Origin of the sequence: Allofournierella massiliensis (assembly GCF_964241245.1) — a bacterium.
GTDB lineage: Bacteria > Bacillota > Clostridia > Oscillospirales > Ruminococcaceae > Allofournierella > Allofournierella massiliensis.
This window is the reverse complement of sequence record NZ_CAXSWZ010000007.1, coordinates 79,462-101,432: the sequence shown is the minus strand read 5'-3', so window position 1 is coordinate 101,432 and position 21,971 is coordinate 79,462. Positions and strand designations below refer to the sequence as shown.

Here is a 21,971-nt window from a genome sequence, read left to right as displayed (position 1 = left end):
TAGCCCCTGCCCCGGGCGCTTACAAGCAAAATGTCAAAAACAAAAGCAAACAGATTGTAAATTTTAGGCAATACCGCACAATTCCGAATGGTGAATCACGCGAGATTCCTTCAAACAATCTGTTTGCTTTTTATCAGTTTTTCTGCAATTCCGGGATCACCACGCTGGCGCCGCCAAAGGCCCCGGCCTCCTGCTCGTCGTGAGTGATGAGCAGCAGCCATCGGCCGTTCAGCGCCCGGTGTACCCAGTCCATGGCCCGCTGCCGGGTTTCTTCATCCAGCCCTTTGAAGGGTTCGTCCAGAATCACACCTTCGGCAGGGGCCAGCAGCGCCCGGGCCAGTGCCACCCGCCGGGCCTGCCCACCGGACAGCTGCCGCGCAGGCTTTGCCCAGTCCTCTTCGCAAAGGCCCAGCTCTTCCAGCGCCGCTTCGATCTGCTCCCGGCCCAGCTGGGGGCAGCAGAGGGCCACGTTGCCCACCGCCGAAAGCTGGCCGCAGAGCCGATCCTCCTGAAACTGGGCCACGATCCGGCCATCCGCCACAAGGCTGCCGGAGTCCGGCTGCTCCAGCCCCAGCAGCAGCCGGGCCAGGGTGGTCTTGCCCCGGCCGGAGGGAGCCATGAGCACGTTGACTCCTTCCAGGGTCAGATCCAGATCCCGCAGCACCCACTGATCCCCGTAGCGTTTTCCAACGCCCTTCAGTATCGCCTTCATGCGCCGTCCCCTTCCAGCCGCCTGCCCGCTGCTGCCAGCAGCCGAACAAATATCGCTTCAAACACACCGCTCACCAGCACGATCACCGCCGTCCAGGCGAACAGCTCGCCGGTTTCCAGATAGAGTTTTGCCTGATACAACGCCTCGCCGATGCTGCCGTCCGGCAGGCCGATCACTTCGGCGGCGATGCCGCTTTTCCATGCAAGGCCCATACCCACGGTGCAGCTCTGCACAAAATAGGGCCACACCTGGGGCAGCCAGATGGCCCCCAGTGCCCGGGAAAAGGGAATGCGGAACACCTTTGCCATCTCCAGCAACTGCCGGTCGGTCTGCTGGATGCCCTCCAGCACCGCGGTATACACCACCGGCAGTACCATCAGAAAGCTGATGAGCACCGCCAGATTGGCGCTGCGCACCCACAAAAGGGCCAGAATGATAAAGCTGGCCACCGGCACCGCCTTGATCAGCTGCATCAGCGGCCGGATCAGCACCCGCACCGGCTCCAGCCAGGCACTGGCCGCCGCCAGCAACGTGCCCACTGCCAACGCGCCGAAAAAGCCCGCCAGAATGCGCAGGGCACTGAAGCCAACTCGCTGCCAGAAGGCGGCGGTGGGCACAAGGCCTACCAGCTTTTCCAGTGTTTCCAGCGGCGAAGCAAGCAGAAAGCTCTGCTCCATCGCCACGGCCGAAAACTGCCAGACCGCCACCCAAAACAGGATGGCGGCCGCTTGTTTGATTCGTTTATTCCACACCATAGTAGAAATCGTCGCCCGGCAGCGCACCGCCCACCGAGGCGGCATCCTGCTGGTACAGCACGTCCAGATAGCCGCTCAGGGCCTGCTTCATGTCCGCGCCGTCCATGTAGGTGATGTTGCAGGCGGGCAGAGCCTTCTCAGCCAGAGGAGCCTTGGCCACGATGCCGTACTCCGCCACCAGCTGGGCCGCGTCGGCAGTGTTGGCGGTCACCCACTCAATGCTGCTGCGGTAGTCGGCCAGAAAGACCTCCAGCTCCTCGGGATGCTGCTCGGCATAGTCGCTGCGCACGGCCAGCACGCCGGTGATCAGCTGGGAATTCGGGTCAATCTTGTTCCATTCCTCGGTCAGATCCAGCGCCACGTTCAGGCCCTCCACCTGAGCCTGGGCAGCGGTCACATAGGGCTGGGGCAGCACGGCCACCGCGCCCTCGCCGGCGCTCTGCAGCGTGGACAGCACCTCGGTGGCCTCGCTCTTGTATTCGATGGTCACATCCTTGGCCGGGTCGATGCCGTTTTCGGTGAGGATGTAGTTGAGCACATACTCAGGGGTGGTGCCCTTGCCGGTGGAATAGATGGTCTTGCCGGCCAGATCGGCCACACTGGCCACATCGTCGCCGGTGGTCACCACATACAGAACACCCAGGGTGTTCACCGCGGCCACCTGAATCTTGCCCTCGGTTTTCTGGTACAGGGTGGCAGCCAGGTTGGCGGGGATGGCCGCCGCATCCAGCTCGCCCTTGGTCAGCAGAGGCACGATCTCATCCGCCGCGCCGTACATGGTCACATCATACAGAGGGCTTTCCATGCTCTCCTGATCCTTCATCAGCTTGACCATGCCCATGGTGGTGGGGCCCTGCAGGCCCGCGATCCGCATGGCATCGCCCGAAGCGGCAGTGTCCTCGGAAGCGCTCGCGGCGGAGGATGCAGGCACGCTTTCCGCCTGACTGGAAGCAGGCGCACTGGATGCAGCCTGCGAGGAAGCGGTGCTTCCGGAAGCAGCGGTACCGCCACAGGCAACCAGGCTCAGGGCCATTGCGGCAGCCATTACCATGCTTAACAAACGTTTCATGAAAGTTCTCTCCTTCTGGGCAGTTGTTCCGGGCCGTAACCCGGTTTGCCTTTTTGGGGATATTCTACTATAATAAAAGAAATTATGCCGTTGCGGCGGCAACCAACCGCCCGCACAAAGGAGCCAATGCCATGCGCAATTCCATCTTACTGGACGATCATCTTCCCATTCTGCTGCAAACCACCCTGTTTCACGGCCTGAGTCTGGCAGAGCTGCGCATGACCATGGAGTGTTTCCAGCCCGCCGCCCGTGCCTTTTCCAAGGGCGAGATCGTGCTGCTTTCCGGCTACGAGATACGGGATGTGGGCATTGTGCTGGCCGGTCAGGTGGAGGCGGTAAAAAACACGCCGGACGGCGGCAGCGTGGCCATCACCCTGATGGAGCCGGGCAGCCTGTTTGGCGATGTGCTCAGCGGCAGCAGCACCAAAAGCCCGGTCACGGTGATCGCCAAAACCGACTGTCAGGTGCTGTTCGTGCCCTACCAGAAGATTCTGCACCCCTGCGCCCGGATGCACGGCAGCCACTTCCAGCTGATGCAGAATCTGGTGTGTACCATTTCCGACAAATACTTTGCTCTCAACCGCCGGGTGGATCTGCTGATTCTGAAAAGCCTGCGCAGCAAGCTGTGCGCCTACCTGCTGGAGGAATCCGCCCGCGCCGGGGCCGACACCTTTACCATCCCCTTCTCCCGGGCCGGGCTGGCGGATTATCTGAACTGCGAGCGCAGTGCCCTGAGCCGGGAGATCTCCCGCATGCGGGACGAGGGCCTGATCGAGACCTACAAAAACAGCTTCAAGCTGCTGAATAAGGCGGAGCTGACCCGCCAATATCACTGTTAAAAGGAGAGATTTTCTGTTTATGAAAGCCCCTGTTTTATACATCGTGATCCCCTGCTACAACGAGCAGGAGGTTCTGCCCGTGACCAGCGGCATGTTCCTGGAAAAAATCAACAGCCTGATTGAAAAGGGCCGGGTTGCCCCTGAAAGCCGGGTAGTTTTTGTGAACGACGGCTCCAAAGACAATACCTGGAACATCATTCAGGAGCTGGCAAAAAGCGACGAGCACTTCGAGGGCATCTGCCTTTCCCGCAACCGGGGTCACCAGAACGCTCTGCTGGGCGGTCTGATGACCGTGAAGGACCGGTGCGACATTACCATCAGCATCGACTGTGACGGTCAGGACGACATCAACGCCATGGATGCCATGGTGGATGCCTACTGGGACGGCTGTGAGGTGGTGTACGGCGTGCGCTCCAAGCGGGACACCGACACCTTCTTCAAGCGCTTCACCGCCGAGGGCTTCTACAAGCTGATGAACTGGATGGGCGCACAGGTGGTGTTCAACCACGCGGACTATCGGCTGATGAGCAGCCGGGTGCTGAATGAGTTCGCCAATTTTAAGGAAGTGAACATTTTCCTGCGGGGCATGGTGCCGCTGGTGGGCTTCAAGAGCACCAGCGTGTACTACGAGCGGGCCGAGCGCATTGCCGGCGAAAGCCACTACCCCCTGAAAAAAATGCTGGCCCTTGCCTTCGACGGCATCACCAGCCTTTCCGTAAAACCCATCCGGCTGATCACCGGTTTCGGCGCTCTCGTTTCGGTGATCAGCTTTGTGGGCGTGATCTGGGCTGTGGTTGAGGCCATTCTGGGCAGCACCGTGGCAGGCTGGGCCTCCACCACCAGCATTGTATGCTTTATGGGCGGCATCCAGCTGCTGTGCCTGGGCGTGATCGGTGAATACATCGGCAAGATCTATCTGGAAACCAAACAGCGGCCCCGGTTCATCATCAGCGAGACCACCTTCCCGGATAAGGAGGACAAATGAGCAAAATCACCTGGAAGGGCAGCGTGCTGCTTGGCCCCATCCCCCCGGTGCTGGTCAGCTGCGGCACGCCGGAGGCCCCCAATGTGTTCACCGTGGCCTGGGCGGGCATCGTGAACACCCATCCGCCCCGGGTCTCCATTTCGGTGCGGCCCAGCCGCCACAGCTACGGCTTGATTCAGCAAAGCGGCGAGTTCGTGATCAATCTGCCCACCACCGCTCTGGCCCGCGCCGTGGACTGGTGCGGGGTGAAAAGCGGCCGGGACGTGAACAAATTTGAGGCCATGGGCCTGACCGCCCTGCCCGCCAGCCAGGTGGGCTGCCCTCTGGTGGGGGAAAGCCCGGTGAATCTGGAATGTAAAGTGTTCCAGCAGATTCCCCTCGGCACCCATGACCTGTTTCTGGCTGACGTGGTGGCCGTGAACGTGAGCGAGGAGCTGCTGGATACCGCGGGCAAGCTGCATCTGGAACGGGCGGGCCTGCTGGCCTACGCCCACGGCCAGTATTACAGCCTGGGCGAAGAGATGGGCACCTTTGGCTGGAGCGTGCGCAAAAAGCAGCCCCCGGCCCGAAAGGGCCCGGCGCCGAAAAAGTCCGCCTTTGAAAAAACAGCGCCCCACAAATCTGACCGGGCAAAGCGCGGCCCCGCCCCCAAAAAGGCAGGCCCGGCGCCCCGCCGCCCCAAAAAGAAATAAATCACTGCAAAGCAAAAGCCGCCGGTCTCCCCTTTCACTGGGAAAACCGGCGGCTTTTTCGTTGTGCTTGTTTTACTTATCCAGCAGATCCGCTTCTTCGGGGTGCTTTTCGAACCACTTGGCGGCATAGCTGCAGCTGGTGCGAGCCTTGCGGCCGCTGGCCCGCAGCTGGGCCACGCACTGTTCCATCAGCTGGCCGGCCATGCCCTGGCCCCGCAGCTCCTCACCCACGAAGGTATGGTCGATGTCCACCACACCGGGTGCCACCTGGGGGAAGGTGATCCGGGCCAGCTCCCGGGTCTCGTCGCCATAAACGATGCTGTTTTCGTTGATTTTGAATTCCATAGAAGTACACCTCTTTTTTGGGGTATTTTCTGCCGGTCAAAAACCGGTCAGTCGTCAAATTCCACAGTGCGGCCGCAGCGGATGCAGCCGCCCTTGCCCTTCCAGCGGGGCAGAACGCCGGGATAGCCGCAGTGGGGGCAGCGCAGCCCGAACCGCTTGACCATCCAGGCGGCCACCACCGCCGCCAGCCCCAGTTCAAACACCGTGAACTGGCTCATGCAGCCGCCGGCGATCACAAGCGCCATGCGGCGTGAAAGTTTTTTCATTGCGTTTTCCTCTCTTTTACAGAGCGCTCTGCGGATCCTTCAGGTTCCGCAGGTCGGCACTTTCGGAAAAATCCTCCCGGTCCAGCGTCAGGCTCGGGTTGTAGTAGGGATCGTGGGTCAGGCCGTAGCGGGTGAACCGGTCGGTCAGGCGCTTCTGCTCCTGGGCGAACCGTTCCTTTTTCGCCTTGTCCTTTTCGTCGCTGCCCCGGCTCTTGCTCTCGTAGTGGTACAGCCGGGCATAGGGGGTCCAGATGATCCGATAGCCCGCATCCCGCACCCGCAGGCAGAAATCCACATCGTTGAAGGCCACGGTGAAGCCCTCGTCCAGGCCGCCCATCTCGTCGTACACCTCGCTGCGCACCAGCAGGCAGGCAGCGGTGACGGCGGAGAAGTCCTGCACGGTGGCCAGACGGAACATATAGCCGCTGCCGCCGGCCTTCTTGTACTTGTGGCTGTGGCCGGCGTAGCCGCCCAGACCGGTGATGATGCCCGCGTGCTGGATGGTATCGTCCGGATAATAGAGCATGGCCCCGCAGATGGCCGCGCCGGGGCGGCTGGCCTGCATGAGCATCTCGGTGAGCCACTGGCCATCGATGATCTCCACGTCGTTGTTCAAAAGCAGCAGATACTCGCCCTTTGCGAATTTGCGGCCGAAGTTGTTGATGGCCGAGAAGTTGAACCCGCCCTCAAACTTTACCACCTGCAGGTTGGCAAAGCGCTCCTTCGCCTTTTCGTAATAATCGAAGGTGGCAGGATCGGTGGAGTTGTTCTCAATCACGATCACCTCGAACCGCTGCCAGCTGGTTTTTGCATAGATGGAGGCAAGGCACTTTTCCAGATCATCGGTATGATCCTTGTTGGGGATCAGAATGCTCACCAGCGGCTCGCCGGGAATGACCCAGTCCACCTTGTAGGTGCTGGGGAAGATACCGTCCTTCACCTCGCCCTGCTGGCCGGTGCGCTGCAGATGGTCCGCAATGGCCTTTTTTGCCGCCTTGGCCACATAGGGCTTGGCCGCCACGCCGCCGCTGGTGCTGGCCGCGTGTACCCGCCAGTAGTAAAGCACCTGGGGAATGTGGCAGATCTGGCCCAGCTCCAGCCGCTCCAGCAGCCGCAGGAACAGATCGTGATCCTGGCTGCCGTCGCACTCCGGCCGCTCGCCGCCCACCGCCAGAAATTCCGACCGGCGGAACACTGCCAGATGGCAGATGTAGTTGCAGCAGAGCAGGTAATCCGGGGCGTAGTCCGGCTTGAAGTGCCCCACCGTGGGCTTCTCGATTTTTTTGGTAAACAGGGCCTCGTCGCTGTACAGAAAGGCCGCACCGGTCTCGGCAATGGCCTTCTGCACGGTATAAATGGCGTGAGGGGCCAGCACGTCGTCGTGGTCCGCCAGCGCCAGATACTCCCCGGTAGCCAGCGCCGCCGCGTGGTTGGTGTTGTGGCTGATGCCCTTGTTCTCAATTGCCTTGTAGCGGATGCGGCTGCCCGCCTTTTCGGCGGCGGCATCCACCAGTTTTTTCACTGCCGGGCGGTGCGCCTCGTCCGAGGCATCTGCCAGACACAGCTCCCAGCCGGGGCTGGTCTGGTTCAGCACGCTGTCCAGCAATTGGCGCAGAAAAGGCTCCGGCGTGTTGTACAGGGGCACGCAGATGGAAATCACCGGCCCGGGTGCGCCCTGCGCGCACTCCTTGCGCTGGGCTTCCAGCACCTGCTTTTTTGGCAGGTAGCGGGCCTTTTTGCCGAAAAAGCGCCGCTTGATAAATCCGGCGGCCCGGCGCAGCACCGGACCCGGGCCCTCTTCCTTCAGCACCTGAAGGGTGTAGCCCATCAGCTCTTTGATGCGTTTCAGTTTCAGATTCAATGGGGGTTCCTCTTCTCCGATTGATTTGGGTGCTGTCTGCGCGGCCTTATTTCAGACCGTAATTTTCAAACAGCAGGTTGAAATGCCGGTTGTAGTAGGGATCTCCCTTCTGGATGAGGGGGGTGTATTTTTCAATGAAGTTTGCCTTTTCCCGCTCGTAGCGTTTGGCGTTCTCGCTCAAAGTATCCAGCCCGCGGCTCTTGCTTTCGTGGTGATAGGCCTCGGCAAAGGGGGTGAATACGTTCAGGAGGCCCTGCTGCCAGAGCTTCAGGCACAGGTCGATGTCGTTGTAAGCCACGGCGAATTTTTCCTCGTCCAGCCCGCCGCAGGCATCGTACAGGTCGGCCTTCACCATCAGGCAGGCGCCGGTCACCGCCATCAAATCCTGCGGGGTGGCCAGCCGGTACAAATCGCCCGCCGAAGCTCTGGGGTGGCTCTTGTGGCTGTGGCCGGCGGTGCCGTTGATGCCAAGGAACACACCGGCATGCTGGATGGTATCGTCCGGGAAGTAGAGCTTCGCGCCCACGCAGCCCACGTCCGGCCGCTGGCTGTACATGAGCATCTCGGCCAGAAAGCCCTCGCTGAGCAGCTCCACGTCGTTGTTCAAAAGCAGCAGCTGCTCGCCCTTGGCAAATTTGCGGCCGAAGTTGTTGATGGCGGAGAAATTGAATCCTCCCTCGTACTGCACCACCTGCAGATTCCCATACTGCTGCTTTGCCTTCTCGTAATATTCGAAGGTGGCCGGGTCGGTGGAGTTGTTCTCGATCACAATCACCTCGAACCGGTCGTAGCCCGCATATTTGTACAGGCTTTCCAGACAGCGGGACAGATCCTCCACATGGTCCTTGTTGGGGATCATGATGCTGATGAGAGGGGTTCCGGTGAGCTCATAACGCACCCGGTAGGCGCCGGGGCAGCCCGGAATCCGGGTCGCTTCGCCCGCAAGGCCCACCCGCTTCAGGTGGTCGTTGAGCGCCCGCTCGCCCGCCGCCAGTGCGTAGGGCTTCGCGTCCATGGAGGAGGCGGTGGAGGCGGCGTGGCTGCGCCAGATATAAAGCGCATAGGGAATGTGCACGATCTTTTTTGCCTTTTCGGTGAGCCGCAGAATCAGCTCGAAGTCCTGACTGCCGTCGTATTCCGCCCGCTCGCCGCCGCCGGTGGCCTCAAACAGGCCTCGGGAGAATGCCGCCAGATGGGTAATGTAGTTGCAGCCCCGCAGATAGTCCGGCTCAAAATCCGGCTTGAAGTGGTAATCCACCAGATGCTTTAAATCCGCGCTGAGCACGATCTCGTCGGAGTAGACGAAATCCGCGCCCTCCGCGGCGGCCTTCGCCACCTCGTACAGGGCGTTGCGGTAAAGCACGTCGTCGTGATCCAAAAGGGTGAGCCAGTCGCCGGTTGCCAGCGCAAAGCCCTGATTGGTGTTGCCGGCAATGCCCTGGTTTTCCGCCAGCTTTTTGTAGGTGATGCGCTCGTCCTTTGCGGCATACTTCCGGGCCACCGCGCCCACATTGGCGTGGGCCTCGTCCGAGGCGTCGGCCAGCACCAGCTGCCAGTTCGGATAGCTCTGGCCGGTCACGCTCTCGATCATCTGCTTTAAAAAGGGCAGCGGGGTGTTGTACAGCGGTACCACCACGCTGATCTTCGGCCCGCCGGGCACACCCTCGGCCCGCTGGCGCTTAAGCATCCGGCGGGTGGGCAGATCCGCCCGGTACTGCCAGGTGTCCCGATGCAGCGCCAGATTCACCCGGAAGCTGATCTCCCGCCACAGGGCCTGGCCGCCCTCTTCCCTTGCCACCCGGGCGCACCAGCCGGCAAGCTGCTTCACATGGGCCGGGTCCAGCAGGCGCTTTGCCATGCCGCCCACACTGTCCTTTTGGGCAACGTCAGCGGGCAGGGGCTGGTTGTTTTTCTCGTTTGCCATCTTGCACATTCCTTTTGAAAACAGCCAAGGCCAGGCGCGTGGCTAATCACCCCGCGCTGCCTTGGCTGTGTGTTTTAAATCTTATCGTTTTCCCGGGTGGTCTGCTTGTAGGCCTCGCAGACCTCTTCGGTGGGGCCGTTCATCTTGATGCGGCCGTGCTCCAGCCAGGCAACCTTGTTGCACATACGCTCGATCTGCTCGATGGAGTGGCTCACCAGAATCACGGTGGTGCCGCCGCTCATCAACTTCTGCATGCGCTGCTCGCACTTTTCCTGGAACAGGAAGTCGCCCACCGCCAGAATTTCGTCGGCAATGAGCACGTCCGGCTTGGTGATGGTTGCCACCGCAAAGGCCAGGCGGGCCACCATACCGCTGGAATAGTTCTTCAGCGGCACGTCCAGAAAGTCCCGCAGCTCGCTGAATTCCACAATCTCCTCAAAATGAGCGTCGATGTATTTGGGGCTGAAGCCCAGAACGGTACCGTTCAGGTAGATGTTCTCCCGGGCGGTCAGGTCCATGTCAAAGCCCGCGCCCAGCTCGATCAGGGGCGCCACGGTGCCACGCACCTTGCAGCTGCCGCTGCTGGGCTTGTACACGCCGGAGATGACCTTCAGCAGGGTGGATTTGCCGCTGCCGTTCAGGCCGATCAGGCCGTAAAAATCGCCGGGCTGCACCGTAAGGCTCACGTCCTTCAGGGCAAAGAACTCGTCGAAGCGCAGCTTGCCCTTGACCAGCTGCAGAAAATACTCCTTCAGGCTCTCGCTCTTTTCCTTGGCCAGGTTGAAGCGCATGGAAACGTTATTGACTTCAATGATAGGCTGCTGCAATTTCCCGCGCCTCCTTACATATACAGAACAAATTTGTCCTGGGTCTTTTTGAACACCAGCAGACCCAGTGCCAGCATAACCAGCGCCCACGCGCCGCAGATCAGGATCTGCCCGCCGCTCAGCAGCTGACCGTACATTACGGTATCACGGAAAGCGGTGATGTACTGGTACAGGGGATTCAGGGCGATCACGCCCTCCAGCAGGGCATTGCCGAACTGTTCGGGGGTGTAGAAGATGGCGGAAAACCACATGAGGATGGTGGTGAACACCTCCCACAGATGGATCACATCCCGGAAGAACACCGCCATGGCGGCCAGAATCATACCAATGCCCAGGCTGAATACCGCCAGCATAAGCAGCGGGTACAGCCCCAACAGAATGGTGGGATACAGCCGCGCCCGGGTAATAATCATTACGATGATCAGAGCGATGAAGCTGAACAGACAGTTCACCAGACCAAAGCAGATCTTCTGCAGCGGAAAGATGTATTTGGGAATATACACCTTGCGCAGCAGCATGGCGTTGTTCATCACGCTGGACATGGCCATGGTGGTGGACTCGCGGAAGAAGTTGAACAGCAGCTGGCCGATCACCAGATAGACCGCGAAGTTTTCGATGCCTTCGCCCCGCATGCCCGCCATCAGTGTGTTGAAGATTACAAACATCACCGCACACATCATCAGCGGGTTGAGCACGCTCCAGGCAACGCCCAGCACACTGCGGCGGTATTTCAGCTTGAAATCACGGCTGATCAGATTGTAAAGCAGGTAGCGGTAGCGCAAAAAGTCCTGCACATAAAGTTTCAGCATACCGGCGCTCCCTTACCACTTACCAAAATAATCGAAGGTCTGGGCTGCAAAGGGCTCATGTTTTTTGTCCTTTTCGCTCAGCAGATACTCACAGCCGCAGTCCGGCCATTCCACGTTCACGGTGGGATCGTTGTAGGGGATACCACCCTCGGCGGTGGGGTCGTAATAATCGGTGCACTTGTAGCAGAACTCGGCCTCGTCGCTCAGCACCAGAAAGCCGTGGGCAAAGCCCTTGGGCACATAGAACTGCTTTTTGTTCTCCTCACTCAGGGTCACGCCCACCCATTTGCCGAAGGTGGCGCTGTTTGGGCGGCAGTCCACCGCCACGTCAAACACCTCGCCTTTGGTCACGCGAACCAGCTTGCCCTGGGTGTGCTCCTTCTGGAAGTGCAGCCCACGCAGCACGCCCCGGCTGGATTTGGACTGGTTGTCCTGCACAAACTCGTCGGTGATGCCGGCGGCGGCGAACTCTTCCTTCTGGAAGGTCTCCATAAAATAGCCGCGGGCGTCACCGAACACGGTGGGCTCGATCACCAGCACACCGGGCAGCCCGGTTTCAACAAACGTAAACTTCCCCATTTTCGTATGTCTCCTTCGTTTGACTTTTGATCAGTCGCGCTCCGATTCGCCTTCGCGGGCCATCTCGGCCCGGAACGCCTCGTAGTCGCGGATGTATTCCTCTCCATCGTAGTGTTCGCTGCACAGAACCAGCAGCACACTGTCCGGCGAAAAATCATACATATCCTTCCACACCATGCGGGGGATGTAGATACCGGTGTTGGGCTGATCCAGATGATACACCTGCTCGCGGCCCAGACCGTCGTCCACCCGGACCTTGCTCTTGCCTGCCACGTTCACCAGAACAAATTCGGTGTTCCGGTTGGCATGCTGGCCGCGCATCACGGTCGCATCGCTGCCATAGATGTAGAACACACGCTGGATGGCGAAGGGAACATCCTGTTCGCCTTCCACCACGATCAGGCTGCCCCGCTCGTCGCCCAGGTCACCGAAGCGAAGCAGCTTCACCTTATCGTAATTTTTATTTTGTTTCATCGGCTGATATTCCTCACGGCTCCCACTGGTTGATGACGTCGATCACATACTGCTGCTCCTCGGCGGTCATGCCGTTGTACATGGGCAGGCTGAGCACCTCGCCGGCATAGCGCTCGGCAATGGGGAAATCCCCCACACCGAAGCCCAGATAGGCATACGCCTCGGACAGATGCGGCGGGATGGGATAATGGATGATGGTGCCGATGCCCTTCTCCTTCAGGTAAGCGGCCAGCGCGTCGCGCCCATTGGGCACATGCACCACATACTGATGCCAGGTGCAGTCCGCACCGGGGCGGATTTTGGGCAGCTGTACATGGGGGTTTTTCAATTTGTCGTTGTAGGTTCCGGCAATGGCGCAGCGCTCGGCGTTGAAGTCGTCCAGATGGGTCAGCTTCACCCGCAGCAGGCCCGCCTGCAGCTCGTCCAGCCGGGAGTTGGTGCCCACCACCTGGTTGTGGTAGCGCTTTTCGCTGCCGTAGTTGCGGTAGACCCGGAACTTTTGGGCCAGCTCGTCGCTGTTTGTCACGATGCAGCCCGCGTCGCCAAAGGCGCCGCAGCCCTTGGTGGGATAGAAGGAGAAGCAGCCCACATCACCGAAGGTGCCCACGGTCTGGCCCTGCCAGTGGTTGCCGTGGCTCTGGGCGCAGTCCTCCACCACCTTCAGATCATGGGCCTTCGCAATGGCCATGATACGGGTCATATCGCAGGACTGGCCGTACAGATGCACCGCCAGAATGGCTTTGGTTTTGGGGGTGATGGCAGCTTCAATCTTTTCCGCGTCGATGTTGTCGTATTCGTCCGGCTCCACAAATACCGGGGTGGCCCCGTTCATGGAGATGCCCATCACACAGGCAATGTAGGCATTGGAGCAGACGATCACCTCGTCGCCCGCGCCCACGCCCAGCAGACGGAAGCTGATCCACAGTGCATCCAGCCCGCTGGCCAGACCCACGCAGTGCTTCGCGCCGATGTAGGTAGCCCACTCCTTTTCAAAAGCCTCCACCTCTTTGCCAAGCACATACCAGCCGCTGCGCAGCACCTGCAGGGCTTTTTCCTCATACTCCGCCGCGTGCAGGCTGTACTGGCGGCCCAGATCGTTGGGCATGATATTCATCAACGCAATTCCCTCCTGCTGTAACGGCCCGCCGCTGCGGCAGGCCAAACATATTCATGGTATATTTTACCCCATCCCACCCCAAAGCGCAACAAGAATTCCCGCAAAAGCCCTTCGTCCCTTTGCGGAAATGCTTTTCCTTTTTGGCAAAAGCGCAAAAAGCGGCCCGCCGCCACGGAAAACCTGTTCCCGTGGGCGGCGGGCCGCCCGGTTTTCATCGGATCTCCTTGCGCTCAGCGCCGGGGCAGATCGGTTCGTTCATCGTGCCCTTCCTTTGTGGAGGGGCGGCGTACATCCAGCGTCTGCACCGGGGTGGAATTCACTGCTCCAGTGCGGGTAATGATCTGGAAATCCGCCGGCAAGCCGGTTTCCCTGGCCCGCTTTGCCGCCAGGCTCTGCAGCCCTCCGCCACCGCGGATCAGACGCACCGCCAGCAGAATGGCGATTGCCGCCGCGGCCACTGCCACGCCGATGCCCAGATACATGCGCCCGTCGCCGGCGGTCTTTTGCGGCACATAGGTGTTGGCCTGCAGAATCTGCTCCAGCCCGCTTACCGTCAGCCCCACGGTGCGCAGGGTGGTGGGCTGAAGGGTGTTTTCCTTCAGCAAATAGGTAACCGTGGCGGAAAAGCCCTGCCCCAGCACATACTGTTCCGGAATATCAAATTCCGCAGTCACATCCACTTCGGTGAAAGCATCATTCAGCAGCACCTCGGCTCCCTGAGCCGCCACCTGCACATTGCCCAGACTTTCGAAGCCGCCGCCCACCAGCGACACCTCATAGGTATCCTGCGGGCTGGCAATGCTCACCCGCCGGAAATGGGCAAAGGCATAGTCCAGAAGGGCAGCGGCATCCTTGTAGTTGCCGTTGAGCCCCACCGATTTGAGCACCACCACAATCAGATTCAGGCCGTCCTGCTCGGCATAGCCCACATAGGTGTAGCCCGCCTGATCGTGGAAGCCGCTCTTGCCGCCCTTTTCATAAGCCCGGTACAGCAGCGGTCCGCCCACCCGAAGCCAGTCGGTGCAGTGGAAGGCACGCTCCGGCTGCAGGTTGGTGGCGGCCATGCGCCACTCGTCGTTGCGGCAGAATACATCCATGAACCCGGGCTGCTGCATGGCCCAGCGGGTCAGGTTCGCCATATCCCGGGCGCTGGTGTAATGGTTTTCATCATACAGGCCGTGGGGGTTTGCATAGTGGGTGTTGGTAAGCCCCAGCTCCTGTGCCTTGGCGTTCATCTTCTCCACACCGCTGGCAATGGTGCCGTCGTCGCCAAAATACTCCGCCAGCGCGTTGGCGCCGTCGTTGGCGCTCTCCAGCTGGGTGCCATAGATCACATCCTCCAGCGTTACCACCTCGCCGGGCAGCAGCGCAATGTGGGTGGAGTTGGATTCCAGACTGTGGGCCACATCGTAATCGATGGTCATCTGGGCGGACCAGTCGCCCTGTGCCTTTTCCATGGTGAGCCCCAGGGTCATGATCTTGGTGATCGAGGCCGGATAGAGCACCTCGTCGGGATTCTTTTCCATGATGACCTGGCCGGTGTCCGCGTCCATGACCACATAGGCCTCGCAGGTCACCTGGGGCAGGTCCTCCGCCGCAGCGGTGGGGGCCAGCACAGCTGCGCCCAGCACAGCGGCGGCCAATATTGAAACCAGTTTTTTCAAACCGAATACATCCTTTACCTGTTGGTTTTCCGTTCGCTTTCGCAATTTCGCAATACACTGCTTTAACTGATTTATTATAGCCTACCGGCCGCCCCCGGTTCAAGTTCTCCACAAAATTTCCACAGAATGTTTGCAAGCCTCTGCACCGCGGCATGGGTTTTTATGCTATGATACAATCAAATGGTCAAAATGGCGGCATTTGCCCAAAAGGAGGTTTTTCACCATGACAATACACCCCTCCGCTGTGCCGGAGCACAAGGCCGCGCTGCGGGCACAGGCCCGTGCGTTTCTGGCCGCGGCCGGCCCGGAGCAGACTGCCGCCTGGGGTCGGGCCATGGCCGAACATCTGACCAAAAGCGATCTCTGGCGGCGCGCCGGGTCAGTGTTCTGCTTTGTGAGCACTCCCCGCGAACCGGGCACCCGGCCCCTTCTGGAACGGGCACTGGCCGAAGGCAAAATCCTCTGCGTGCCCCGCACCGGGCCGGAAGGCTTTATGGAGGCTGTACCGGTGGATTCCCTCGAACAGCTGGCCCCCGCCCGCTTCGGGCTGCTGGAGCCTGCGCCCGACCTGCCGGCCCTTGCCCCTGAACAGCTGGAGCTGGTGGTCGCCCCCTGCCTGATGGCAGCGCCCGGCGGGCTGCGGCTGGGCCAGGGCGGCGGTTACTACGACCGCTTCCTGCCCCGCTGCCGCTGCCCGGTGGTGCTGCTTTGCCCCACCGGTCTGGTTCAGTCCGACCTGCCCGCCGAAGCTCATGACCGCCGGGCTGATCTTGTGCTTACCGAAGAGGGTTTTCTTTCCGGAACCTAAACGTTGAGCACCGGGCCCAGCTGGCGGCCCCGCAGGGCGCATTCCAGCGTATCCCGGATCAGAGAAAAATCGCTTTGCAGGCTGCTGGGCTTTTTCAGGTAATCGTCCTGCGCAAAAGGTACCATATAATAGTGCTTGCGGTTGGTCAATGCCGCCAGATTGGAAAAGCTGGCAGCCAGCCCATCATTGGTGGAAAGAGCAATGACCACCGGCCTGCCGCTGCGCAGCATGCTTTTCGCCCCCAGGGTGACCGGCGTGTCGCTGATGCCGTGGGCCAGCTTTGCAAGGGTGTTGCCGGTGCAGGGGGCAATCACCATGGCCTGCGCCATGTTTTTGGGCCCCAGCGGTTCGGCCCCCTGCAGGGTTTCGATGGGCGGCGTGCCGCACAGCTGCTCCAGCCGCCGCTTCCAGTCCGCCGCCGCGCCGAACCGGGTGTCCAGCCCGGCAGCGTTGAAGCTCATCAGCGGCAGCACCCTTACCCCGCTGTTCACCAGCTCTTCCATACGCGGAAGAATGCTCTCGAAGGTGCAGAAGCTGCCGCACAGCGCCCACACCACAGTTTTCTCGTTCATACGCACAATCCCTCCTCACACAGCATGGCCAGCACCGTGTCGGCCACAAATTCCCCGGCAGTCACCGGCGCACAGCGGGCAGGCAGGCTCAGTGCCCGGATGGCCCGGATGCCCAGCTCCTCCGCCGCTTCCAGATCCACCCCGCCGGGCAGGCTGGCCAGATCGATCACCAGACTGCCCGGTGCCAGCGCCGCCAGCTCCCGGTGGCCCAGCGTCGGAGCCGGAATGGTGTTCACCACCGTTTCAAAGCCCGGCAGCCGATGCGTCAGTTCTTCCAGCCCGCAGGCATTCAGGCCCCTGCTTTCCGCCTGCGCCCGCTGGCCTGGGCTTCGGGCTGCCACCGTGACCCGGGCGCCCAGCGCCGCCAGCCGCACCGCCAATGCCGCGCCGCACCGGCCGTAGCCCAGCACCAGCACCGGGCTGTGCCACAGCGTGCGGGTGCGGTTTTGCAGCAAAAGGGCGATGCAGCCCTCGGCGGTGGGGATGGCGTTCAGCACCGCCAGCTCCTCCCTACTCAGATAATCCCGCAGCGGCACCCCAGCCTGTGCGGCCGCCTGGGCCGCCGCCGGGCCTACTCTTCCCCCAAAGGCCACCGCCCCGGGCTTTGCCCCGGCCAGCAGCCGGGTCAGGCTTTCGCTTTCGCCGCCCAGGGGCATGGGCAGCAGAATCACGTCCGCTGCGGCCAGCCGTTCTCCCCCCACCACCTGCCAGCCCCGCTGGCGCAGACGGTCCGCTGCCGCCCGCTGGCGGGCATCCGCCCCCAGCACGGCAAACACCGTCTTTCTTTCGTTTGCCATCACTTGCGCTCCCCCTTTTTTGTGATTTTGCGGCCAGGGGCCGCACTGCTTTTGCCCATGCTATGCCCGCTGCGGCGCAAGTGTGCGGCAACACTTTGCCTTGGCATTTTGGTAAAAAATTCACCTGCTTTTTCGCCAAAACGGAAAATTTCATCGAACGCATCCCAAAAAATCCCCTGAAAGTGTTTATTTTGTGGAGCAAAAATTATATAATGATAGCTACAGAAATCCATATTCGGCGCGCAAATCTGTGTCGGATACATTTGCGACGGCTTTCGTCTGGGCCGCCGACCATCCTTTTGGGAATACCATCATGCTAAGGAGAGGTGGATCATAATGAACTTCCTGAGCGGCTTTAACGCCAATCTGCTGGACGGCGTCAAGCGCCTCCATTTTATCGGCATCGGCGGCAGCGGTATGTATCCGCTGGTGCAGATCCTGCATGCCCGGGGCTACACCATCACCGGCAGCGACGTGAACGAGGGCAGCATCATTGATTCGGAGCGGGCCATGGGCATTCAGGTGTTCATGGGGCACGACGCCAAAAACGTGCTGGGGGCAGACATGATCGTCTACTCCGCCGCCATTCATAAAGACAACCCGGAAATCAGGGAAGCAGACGCCCGGGGCATTCCCATGCTGGAGCGCAGCGTTCTGCTGGGCTATGTGAGCCGCCTGTACCCCCGCAGCATCTGCGTGGCGGGCACCCACGGCAAAACCACTGCCACCTCCATGATCACCAGTCTGCTGGAGCTGGCCGGCCAGGATCCTGCCGCGGTGATTGGCGGCAAGCTGCCCCTGATCGGCGGCTACGGCAAGAACGGCAGCGGCAATACCATCGTGATCGAGGCCTGCGAATTTGCCGAGACCTTTTTGCATCTGACCCCGGACATTGCGGTGCTGCTGAACATCGACAACGATCATCTGGACTACTACGGCACCATGGGCCAGCTGAAGTTTGCCTTCAAGAAATTCGCCCTGATGGCCCGCCATACCATTGTGGCCAACGCGGACGATACCAACGTGGTGCAGGTGATCAACAGTCTGGATCGTGCAGTGCGCACCTTCGGCATCAACTCCGAGGCGGATTATCAGGCGGTGAACATCCGTGAGCACAAGCCCGGCTTCTATGAATTCGATGTGCTGGAGTGGGGTTACCCGGTGGCCCACCTGAAGCTGAGCGCCCCCGGCTATCACAACATCTACAATGCGCTGGCCATGGCCGCCTGCTGCTTCACCGTTGGCCTGACCGGCGAGGACGCCGCCGCAGCCGCCGAGAGCTTTAAGGGCGCGGGCCGTCGGTTCGAAATTCTGGGCGAGTTCAACGGCGTGACCGTGGCGGACGACTACGCCCACCATCCCACCGAGATTGCCGCCACTCTGAAAACCGCCCACGCGCTGGGCTACAACAAGGTATGGGCGGTGCATCAGCCCTTCACCTACAGCCGCACCCGCGAGCTGCTGGACGATTTTGCCAAGGTTCTGGCGGACACCGATCAGGTGGTGCTGACCCCCATCATGGGCAGCCGCGAGGTTGACGACGGCAGCGTGAAGAGCGAGGATCTGGCCGCGAAGATTCCCGGCTGCGTGGTGGTGGCCGGCCTGAAGGAGGCCGCCGACTATGTGAAGGAGCACGCACAGCCCGGCGATTTTGTGATCACCATGGGCTGCGGCGACATTTACAAGGCCGCCCACATGATGCTGGAATAATCCGATTGCAGGCAAAAAGCCCGGAACATCCAAAAGGATGTTCCGGGCTTTTTCTGTTCTGTTTCAATCGGCCAGACACAACCGGCAGGCTGGCTCAGCCCTCGGCAAGAGCAGGCCAGACACGGGCCAGCTGCACGCCCTCTTCCCCGGTCTGCACCGCGTAGAGCGCGCCGCCCACAATGTCGCCAGGGTCAGCAAACAGCTCGCTGTACTTGCCCGCGAAGGAAGGGCTGATCTGGTAGAGATACACATAGGTATACCCCTCCGAGGCCAGTGTTTCGGCCCACTGGTCAGCGGTCACCTCGTTGGCCCAGGTGGCCCAGTCGCCTTCGGTGTTGAAATTATAGCCGGCAGAGCAGCCAAGGTTCCAGGGATAGAAGCTGTAACCGGCACAGAGCACCTCGTACGAAGCGGTATCCTCCGCCACAAAATACAGCTTGTCGCTTTCGGTCCACTCCATGGGGAAGGATGCAGGAGTGAAATAAGCGGCGCGTTGCTGTTGCTCCAGCGCTGCTCCCTTGGCGGGAGCCACCAGCCGCCGGATCTCGTCGCTGGTTCCGGGCATTACCAGCAGCGCTGCGGCCAGCACACAGCCCGGGCCCAGCGCCCGCCGGCCCTCCGCACGGCCCCATGCCGCCAGCGCCAGATCGGCTGCCAGCAGCACCACCGCCAGCAGCCAGCTGCCCAGATACCGTTCCAGGCTTGCCACCCGGGTGGCTTCATAATCGGAAAACTGGAAAAAGTACAGATACAAAAGCCCGGCACAGTAGGCCGCAAAGCCTGCCGCCAGCCCCAGGCTCAGCCGCCGCAGGCTGGCCTCCAGCCGGGGCAGCGCCATCCGGGCCAGACGCAGGGCCACCAGCCCCAGCACCAGCCAGGCCGCCGGAGAAAGAGGCAGGATGCTCTCGTTGCGCACCGGAAGGAACAGATGCTCCAGAAAAGCCGCAAGGGTCAGGCTCCACTTTTCCGGCCAGGGGCCGAACAGCCCGGCCAGACGGCTGAGCGGGTTGCCGCTACCGCCGGCGGTCAGGCCCTGCATGGCCACCACAATGCCCCAGCTCAGCCGGGCCAGCACCAGCGCGCCCGCCGGCCAGGCCAGCTGAATCAGGAACCGGCGCTGTGCGCCCGGGTGGCCGCCGGCCCGGGCCAGGCGCACCCCATCCCAGGCAACAAAGGCCAGTGCCGCAAGCGCAAAGATCACGCCGCTTTCCTTGGTGAGCACCAGCACCGCAACCCCCAGACTCAGCTGGAGGGTCACAAAGCCCTGCAGCCGCCGGGTGCTCAGCCAGGCATAAAGCAGATAGGCAAACAGCAGCGCCAGCGTGCCATCCACGCACAAATCGCTGTAAAACTGACCATAGAAGGCCAGCGGAAGCAGAAATATACCGGCAAAGCCCACCAGCGCGCCGCCCAGCCGCTTCCAGCCGAAGCGGGCCAGCACCGGCAAAAGCAAACTCACCTGGAACAGCATCATGGCCCGGTAGAGATAGCCCTCGGTAAAATCAGGGGTCAGCCGCACGAACAGGTATTCCAGCAGCGCCAGCGCCGGGGGATATTCCCCGAAGCCCAGCTCATTGGTGTGCCAGACACTCAGCTGGTCGTGATTTGCCATCACCTTCACCGTGTAGGCCCAGTGGCTGAATTCATCGTTGCCGATGGCCAGCCGCCCTGCCTGCATCCAGGCGATATAGAGCACCATCACCACCAGCACCAGCGCGCCGGGGGTACACCAGCGGCGCAGAAACAGATCCTTTCGGCGTACCGCCTGAACGATCAGATACACACCGGAGGCAGCGCCCAGCAGGCTGATCGCCGCCAGGCTCCACAAAAGCGGCCCGGCCAGACCGAACAGATACATCACCAGAATGCCCCCGAACAAAGCCGGGGCAAAGGTCACCTCCAGCCGGCGGTCGAACCGCACCGCCAGCGCCAGAGCAATGACCGTGAACACGGCCACCCAATACAGATAGATCATTTGCTTCTTCCTTCCCACATGCGGACGCTGCCCGCGCTTTTTTGTTTCAGGCAATATCGCACAATTTCAGGTGGTGGAGCGCGCCGGAAATTTTTTGCGATATGAACCAAAAAGCGCAGGCAATCCTTTGTGGCTTGGCGAGCATTTTTGGAAAATATCGCGGAAAATTTTGGCGGGATACGCCGCCTGAGGCGCAAACCGTGAATTGTGCGGTATTGCCTTTATCATACCACGAAGCGTGCGGCAATTCCACTGGCAACGAAGAACGCCGCCCCGGATTTTTCCGAAGCGGCGTTCTTTCTTATTTTGTGATTCACATGCTCACAAGACCCACGCTGATGCCCAGCGCCTGATCCACCCGGCGCTGGTCGCTCTCGCTCAGGCGGCCCGCCTTTTCCCGCAGGCGGCGCTTGTCCAGCGTGCGGATCTGCTCCAGCAGCACAATGCTGTTGCGGGTCAGGCCACAGGTCTGGGCCTGCAGGCCGATGTGGGTGGGCAGATGGGTTTTGTCCTGCTTTGATGTAATGGCCGCCGCGATCACGGTGGGGCTGTGGCGGTTGCCCACATCGTTCTGCAGAATCAGCACCGGGCGGATGCCGCCCTGTTCCGAGCCCACCACCGGGCTCAGATCCGCATAAAACACTTCGCCTCTATGCACTTCCATGGTCATACTCCCTCCAGTGATCCGCCCCGAAGCACGGCGCACGCCTATGTGCCCCCGCCGCTGCGGGGCTGTTTGGATGTGTTCTGGTGGTAGTATGCCCGCCTTGCGCGGCTCTTAATCGCCGGTTCGCTCCAACACCGTGAAGGCCTGGGCAAGGCCGCCGTCGTGGCTCAGGCTCAGATGGGCGGTGAGCCGGTTTTCTTCCAGCCAGGCCGCCGCCTGCCCGGTGAGTGCATAGTAAGGCGCACCGCTCTCCTTTCGCAGCACCTGAATTTCACAAAGGGCAAAGCCGCCGATGCCGGTGCCGCAGGCCTTTAAAAAGGCCTCCTTGGCAGCAAAGTTCGCCCCGGCGCTTTCCGGCTGCTTGCGGGGAGCCAGGCTCAGCAGAAAGGCCCGCTCCTCCTCACCGAATACCCGCCGCAGAAAGGCCGGGCTGGCCAGACTTTTTTCCATTCGGTCGGTGCGCACCAGATCGGTGCCGATGCCGTAGATCATTGGCTGTTCCCCCTCGTTTGCCCCGCCGGGGC

The 21,971-nt window shown here is 61.1% G+C and carries 24 protein-coding genes; 5 read left to right on the top strand and 19 right to left on the bottom strand.

Annotated elements, in window-relative coordinates; translation table 11 throughout:
• Window positions 1–133: 133 nt before the first annotated feature.
• The 3 genes from ACESYO_RS05705 to ACESYO_RS05695 are packed head-to-tail and all read right to left on the bottom strand — an operon-like array spanning window position 134 to window position 2,536.
• Entirely contained in the window at window positions 134–712 is a 579-nt protein-coding gene (locus tag ACESYO_RS05705; RefSeq protein ID WP_058965354.1) for an ATP-binding cassette domain-containing protein, read from the bottom strand.
• Complete coding sequence (locus ACESYO_RS05700; protein ID WP_373209512.1) at window positions 709–1,467, bottom strand: ABC transporter permease; 759 nt, start codon at window positions 1,465–1,467, stop codon at window positions 709–711. Before ACESYO_RS05700 ends, ACESYO_RS05705 begins: the two co-directional genes overlap by 4 nt.
• A complete protein-coding gene (locus ACESYO_RS05695) occupies window positions 1,454–2,536 on the bottom strand; it encodes an ABC transporter substrate-binding protein (RefSeq protein WP_373209511.1) in 1,083 nt (360 codons plus the stop codon). The genes ACESYO_RS05700 and ACESYO_RS05695 overlap by 14 nt, the downstream gene beginning before the upstream one ends.
• A gap of 131 nt (window positions 2,537–2,667) precedes the next feature.
• Between ACESYO_RS05695 and ACESYO_RS05690 the strand changes: the two genes are divergently transcribed.
• Genes ACESYO_RS05690 through ACESYO_RS05680 form a run of 3 tightly spaced genes read left to right on the top strand, consistent with a single transcriptional unit; the run spans window position 2,668 to window position 5,052 of the window.
• Window positions 2,668–3,375: a Crp/Fnr family transcriptional regulator gene (locus ACESYO_RS05690; RefSeq protein ID WP_242868412.1), complete on the top strand. Its 708-nt coding sequence runs from the start codon at window positions 2,668–2,670 to the stop codon at window positions 3,373–3,375.
• Between the two features lie 19 nt (window positions 3,376–3,394).
• Window positions 3,395–4,360 (top strand): glycosyltransferase family 2 protein, encoded by a 966-nt coding sequence (locus ACESYO_RS05685; protein WP_058965351.1) that lies wholly within the window; start codon window positions 3,395–3,397, stop codon window positions 4,358–4,360.
• Complete coding sequence (locus ACESYO_RS05680; RefSeq protein WP_373209510.1) at window positions 4,357–5,052, top strand: flavin reductase family protein; 696 nt, start codon at window positions 4,357–4,359, stop codon at window positions 5,050–5,052. Before ACESYO_RS05685 ends, ACESYO_RS05680 begins: the two co-directional genes overlap by 4 nt.
• Before the next feature lie 72 nt (window positions 5,053–5,124).
• Here the strand turns inward: ACESYO_RS05680 and ACESYO_RS05675 are convergent, their stop codons facing one another.
• The 10 genes from ACESYO_RS05675 to ACESYO_RS05630 all read right to left on the bottom strand — a co-directional run bounded on the left by ACESYO_RS05675 (window position 5,125) and on the right by ACESYO_RS05630 (window position 14,918).
• Entirely contained in the window at window positions 5,125–5,397 is a 273-nt protein-coding gene (locus tag ACESYO_RS05675; protein WP_058965350.1) for a GNAT family N-acetyltransferase, read from the bottom strand.
• 47 nt (window positions 5,398–5,444) lie between these two features.
• Window positions 5,445–5,663, bottom strand: a complete 219-nt coding sequence (locus ACESYO_RS05670; protein ID WP_373209509.1) for a hypothetical protein — start codon at window positions 5,661–5,663, stop codon at window positions 5,445–5,447.
• Between the two features lie 16 nt (window positions 5,664–5,679).
• Complete coding sequence (locus tag ACESYO_RS05665) at window positions 5,680–7,524, bottom strand: glycosyltransferase family 2 protein (RefSeq protein WP_373209508.1); 1,845 nt, start codon at window positions 7,522–7,524, stop codon at window positions 5,680–5,682.
• 46 nt (window positions 7,525–7,570) lie between these two features.
• Window positions 7,571–9,448 carry a glycosyltransferase family 2 protein gene (locus ACESYO_RS05660; protein ID WP_373209507.1) on the bottom strand — a complete coding sequence of 626 codons (1,878 nt, stop codon included), beginning with the start codon at window positions 9,446–9,448 and terminating at the stop codon, window positions 7,571–7,573.
• A gap of 74 nt (window positions 9,449–9,522) precedes the next feature.
• Window positions 9,523–10,239, bottom strand: a complete 717-nt coding sequence (locus ACESYO_RS05655) for an ABC transporter ATP-binding protein (protein ID WP_058965949.1) — start codon at window positions 10,237–10,239, stop codon at window positions 9,523–9,525.
• A gap of 50 nt (window positions 10,240–10,289) precedes the next feature.
• Window positions 10,290–11,084, bottom strand: coding sequence for an ABC transporter permease (locus tag ACESYO_RS05650; RefSeq protein WP_346671842.1), 795 nt, complete (start codon window positions 11,082–11,084; stop codon window positions 10,290–10,292).
• Window positions 11,085–11,096: 12 nt separating this feature from the next.
• Window positions 11,097–11,663 carry a dTDP-4-dehydrorhamnose 3,5-epimerase gene (gene rfbC / locus ACESYO_RS05645; protein WP_373209506.1) on the bottom strand — a complete coding sequence of 189 codons (567 nt, stop codon included), beginning with the start codon at window positions 11,661–11,663 and terminating at the stop codon, window positions 11,097–11,099.
• Window positions 11,664–11,693: 30 nt separating this feature from the next.
• The gene (locus ACESYO_RS05640; protein WP_058965343.1) at window positions 11,694–12,137 is read right to left on the bottom strand and encodes a sugar 3,4-ketoisomerase; all 444 of its coding nucleotides are present in this window, start codon (window positions 12,135–12,137) and stop codon (window positions 11,694–11,696) included.
• 13 nt (window positions 12,138–12,150) lie between these two features.
• Window positions 12,151–13,251: a DegT/DnrJ/EryC1/StrS family aminotransferase gene (locus ACESYO_RS05635; RefSeq protein ID WP_373209524.1), complete on the bottom strand. Its 1,101-nt coding sequence runs from the start codon at window positions 13,249–13,251 to the stop codon at window positions 12,151–12,153.
• A gap of 233 nt (window positions 13,252–13,484) precedes the next feature.
• The gene (locus tag ACESYO_RS05630; RefSeq protein ID WP_373209505.1) at window positions 13,485–14,918 is read right to left on the bottom strand and encodes a D-alanyl-D-alanine carboxypeptidase family protein; all 1,434 of its coding nucleotides are present in this window, start codon (window positions 14,916–14,918) and stop codon (window positions 13,485–13,487) included.
• Window positions 14,919–15,141: 223 nt separating this feature from the next.
• On the opposite strand from ACESYO_RS05630, the gene ACESYO_RS05625 reads away from it, so the two are divergent.
• A complete protein-coding gene (locus ACESYO_RS05625; protein WP_373209504.1) occupies window positions 15,142–15,726 on the top strand; it encodes a 5-formyltetrahydrofolate cyclo-ligase in 585 nt (194 codons plus the stop codon).
• Here the strand turns inward: ACESYO_RS05625 and ACESYO_RS05620 are convergent.
• Genes ACESYO_RS05620 through ACESYO_RS05610 form a run of 3 tightly spaced genes read right to left on the bottom strand, consistent with a single transcriptional unit; the run spans window position 15,723 to window position 17,358 of the window.
• Window positions 15,723–16,298 (bottom strand): dipicolinate synthase subunit B, encoded by a 576-nt coding sequence (locus tag ACESYO_RS05620; protein ID WP_058965338.1) that lies wholly within the window; start codon window positions 16,296–16,298, stop codon window positions 15,723–15,725. The genes ACESYO_RS05625 and ACESYO_RS05620 overlap by 4 nt on opposite strands.
• Window positions 16,295–17,095 carry an NAD(P)-dependent oxidoreductase gene (locus tag ACESYO_RS05615; protein WP_373209503.1) on the bottom strand — a complete coding sequence of 267 codons (801 nt, stop codon included), beginning with the start codon at window positions 17,093–17,095 and terminating at the stop codon, window positions 16,295–16,297. Before ACESYO_RS05615 ends, ACESYO_RS05620 begins: the two co-directional genes overlap by 4 nt.
• Window positions 17,095–17,358 (bottom strand): hypothetical protein, encoded by a 264-nt coding sequence (locus ACESYO_RS05610; protein WP_373209502.1) that lies wholly within the window; start codon window positions 17,356–17,358, stop codon window positions 17,095–17,097. Before ACESYO_RS05610 ends, ACESYO_RS05615 begins: the two co-directional genes overlap by 1 nt.
• A gap of 73 nt (window positions 17,359–17,431) precedes the next feature.
• On the opposite strand from ACESYO_RS05610, the gene murC reads away from it, so the two are divergent.
• Window positions 17,432–18,805, top strand: coding sequence for a UDP-N-acetylmuramate--L-alanine ligase (gene murC, locus ACESYO_RS05605; protein WP_373209501.1), 1,374 nt, complete (start codon window positions 17,432–17,434; stop codon window positions 18,803–18,805).
• 94 nt (window positions 18,806–18,899) lie between these two features.
• Here murC and ACESYO_RS05600 read toward each other — a convergent pair whose 3' ends face one another.
• The 3 genes from ACESYO_RS05600 to ACESYO_RS05590 form a co-directional block, all read right to left on the bottom strand.
• On the bottom strand, window positions 18,900–20,780 hold the full coding sequence (locus ACESYO_RS05600; RefSeq protein ID WP_373209500.1) for a hypothetical protein: 1,881 nt from the start codon (window positions 20,778–20,780) through the stop codon (window positions 18,900–18,902).
• A 313-nt stretch (window positions 20,781–21,093) separates the two neighbouring features.
• Window positions 21,094–21,444 (bottom strand): type II toxin-antitoxin system PemK/MazF family toxin, encoded by a 351-nt coding sequence (locus ACESYO_RS05595; RefSeq protein WP_058962553.1) that lies wholly within the window; start codon window positions 21,442–21,444, stop codon window positions 21,094–21,096.
• 114 nt (window positions 21,445–21,558) lie between these two features.
• On the bottom strand, window positions 21,559–21,939 hold the full coding sequence (locus ACESYO_RS05590; protein WP_373209499.1) for a holo-ACP synthase: 381 nt from the start codon (window positions 21,937–21,939) through the stop codon (window positions 21,559–21,561).
• Window positions 21,940–21,971: the final 32 nt, after the last annotated feature.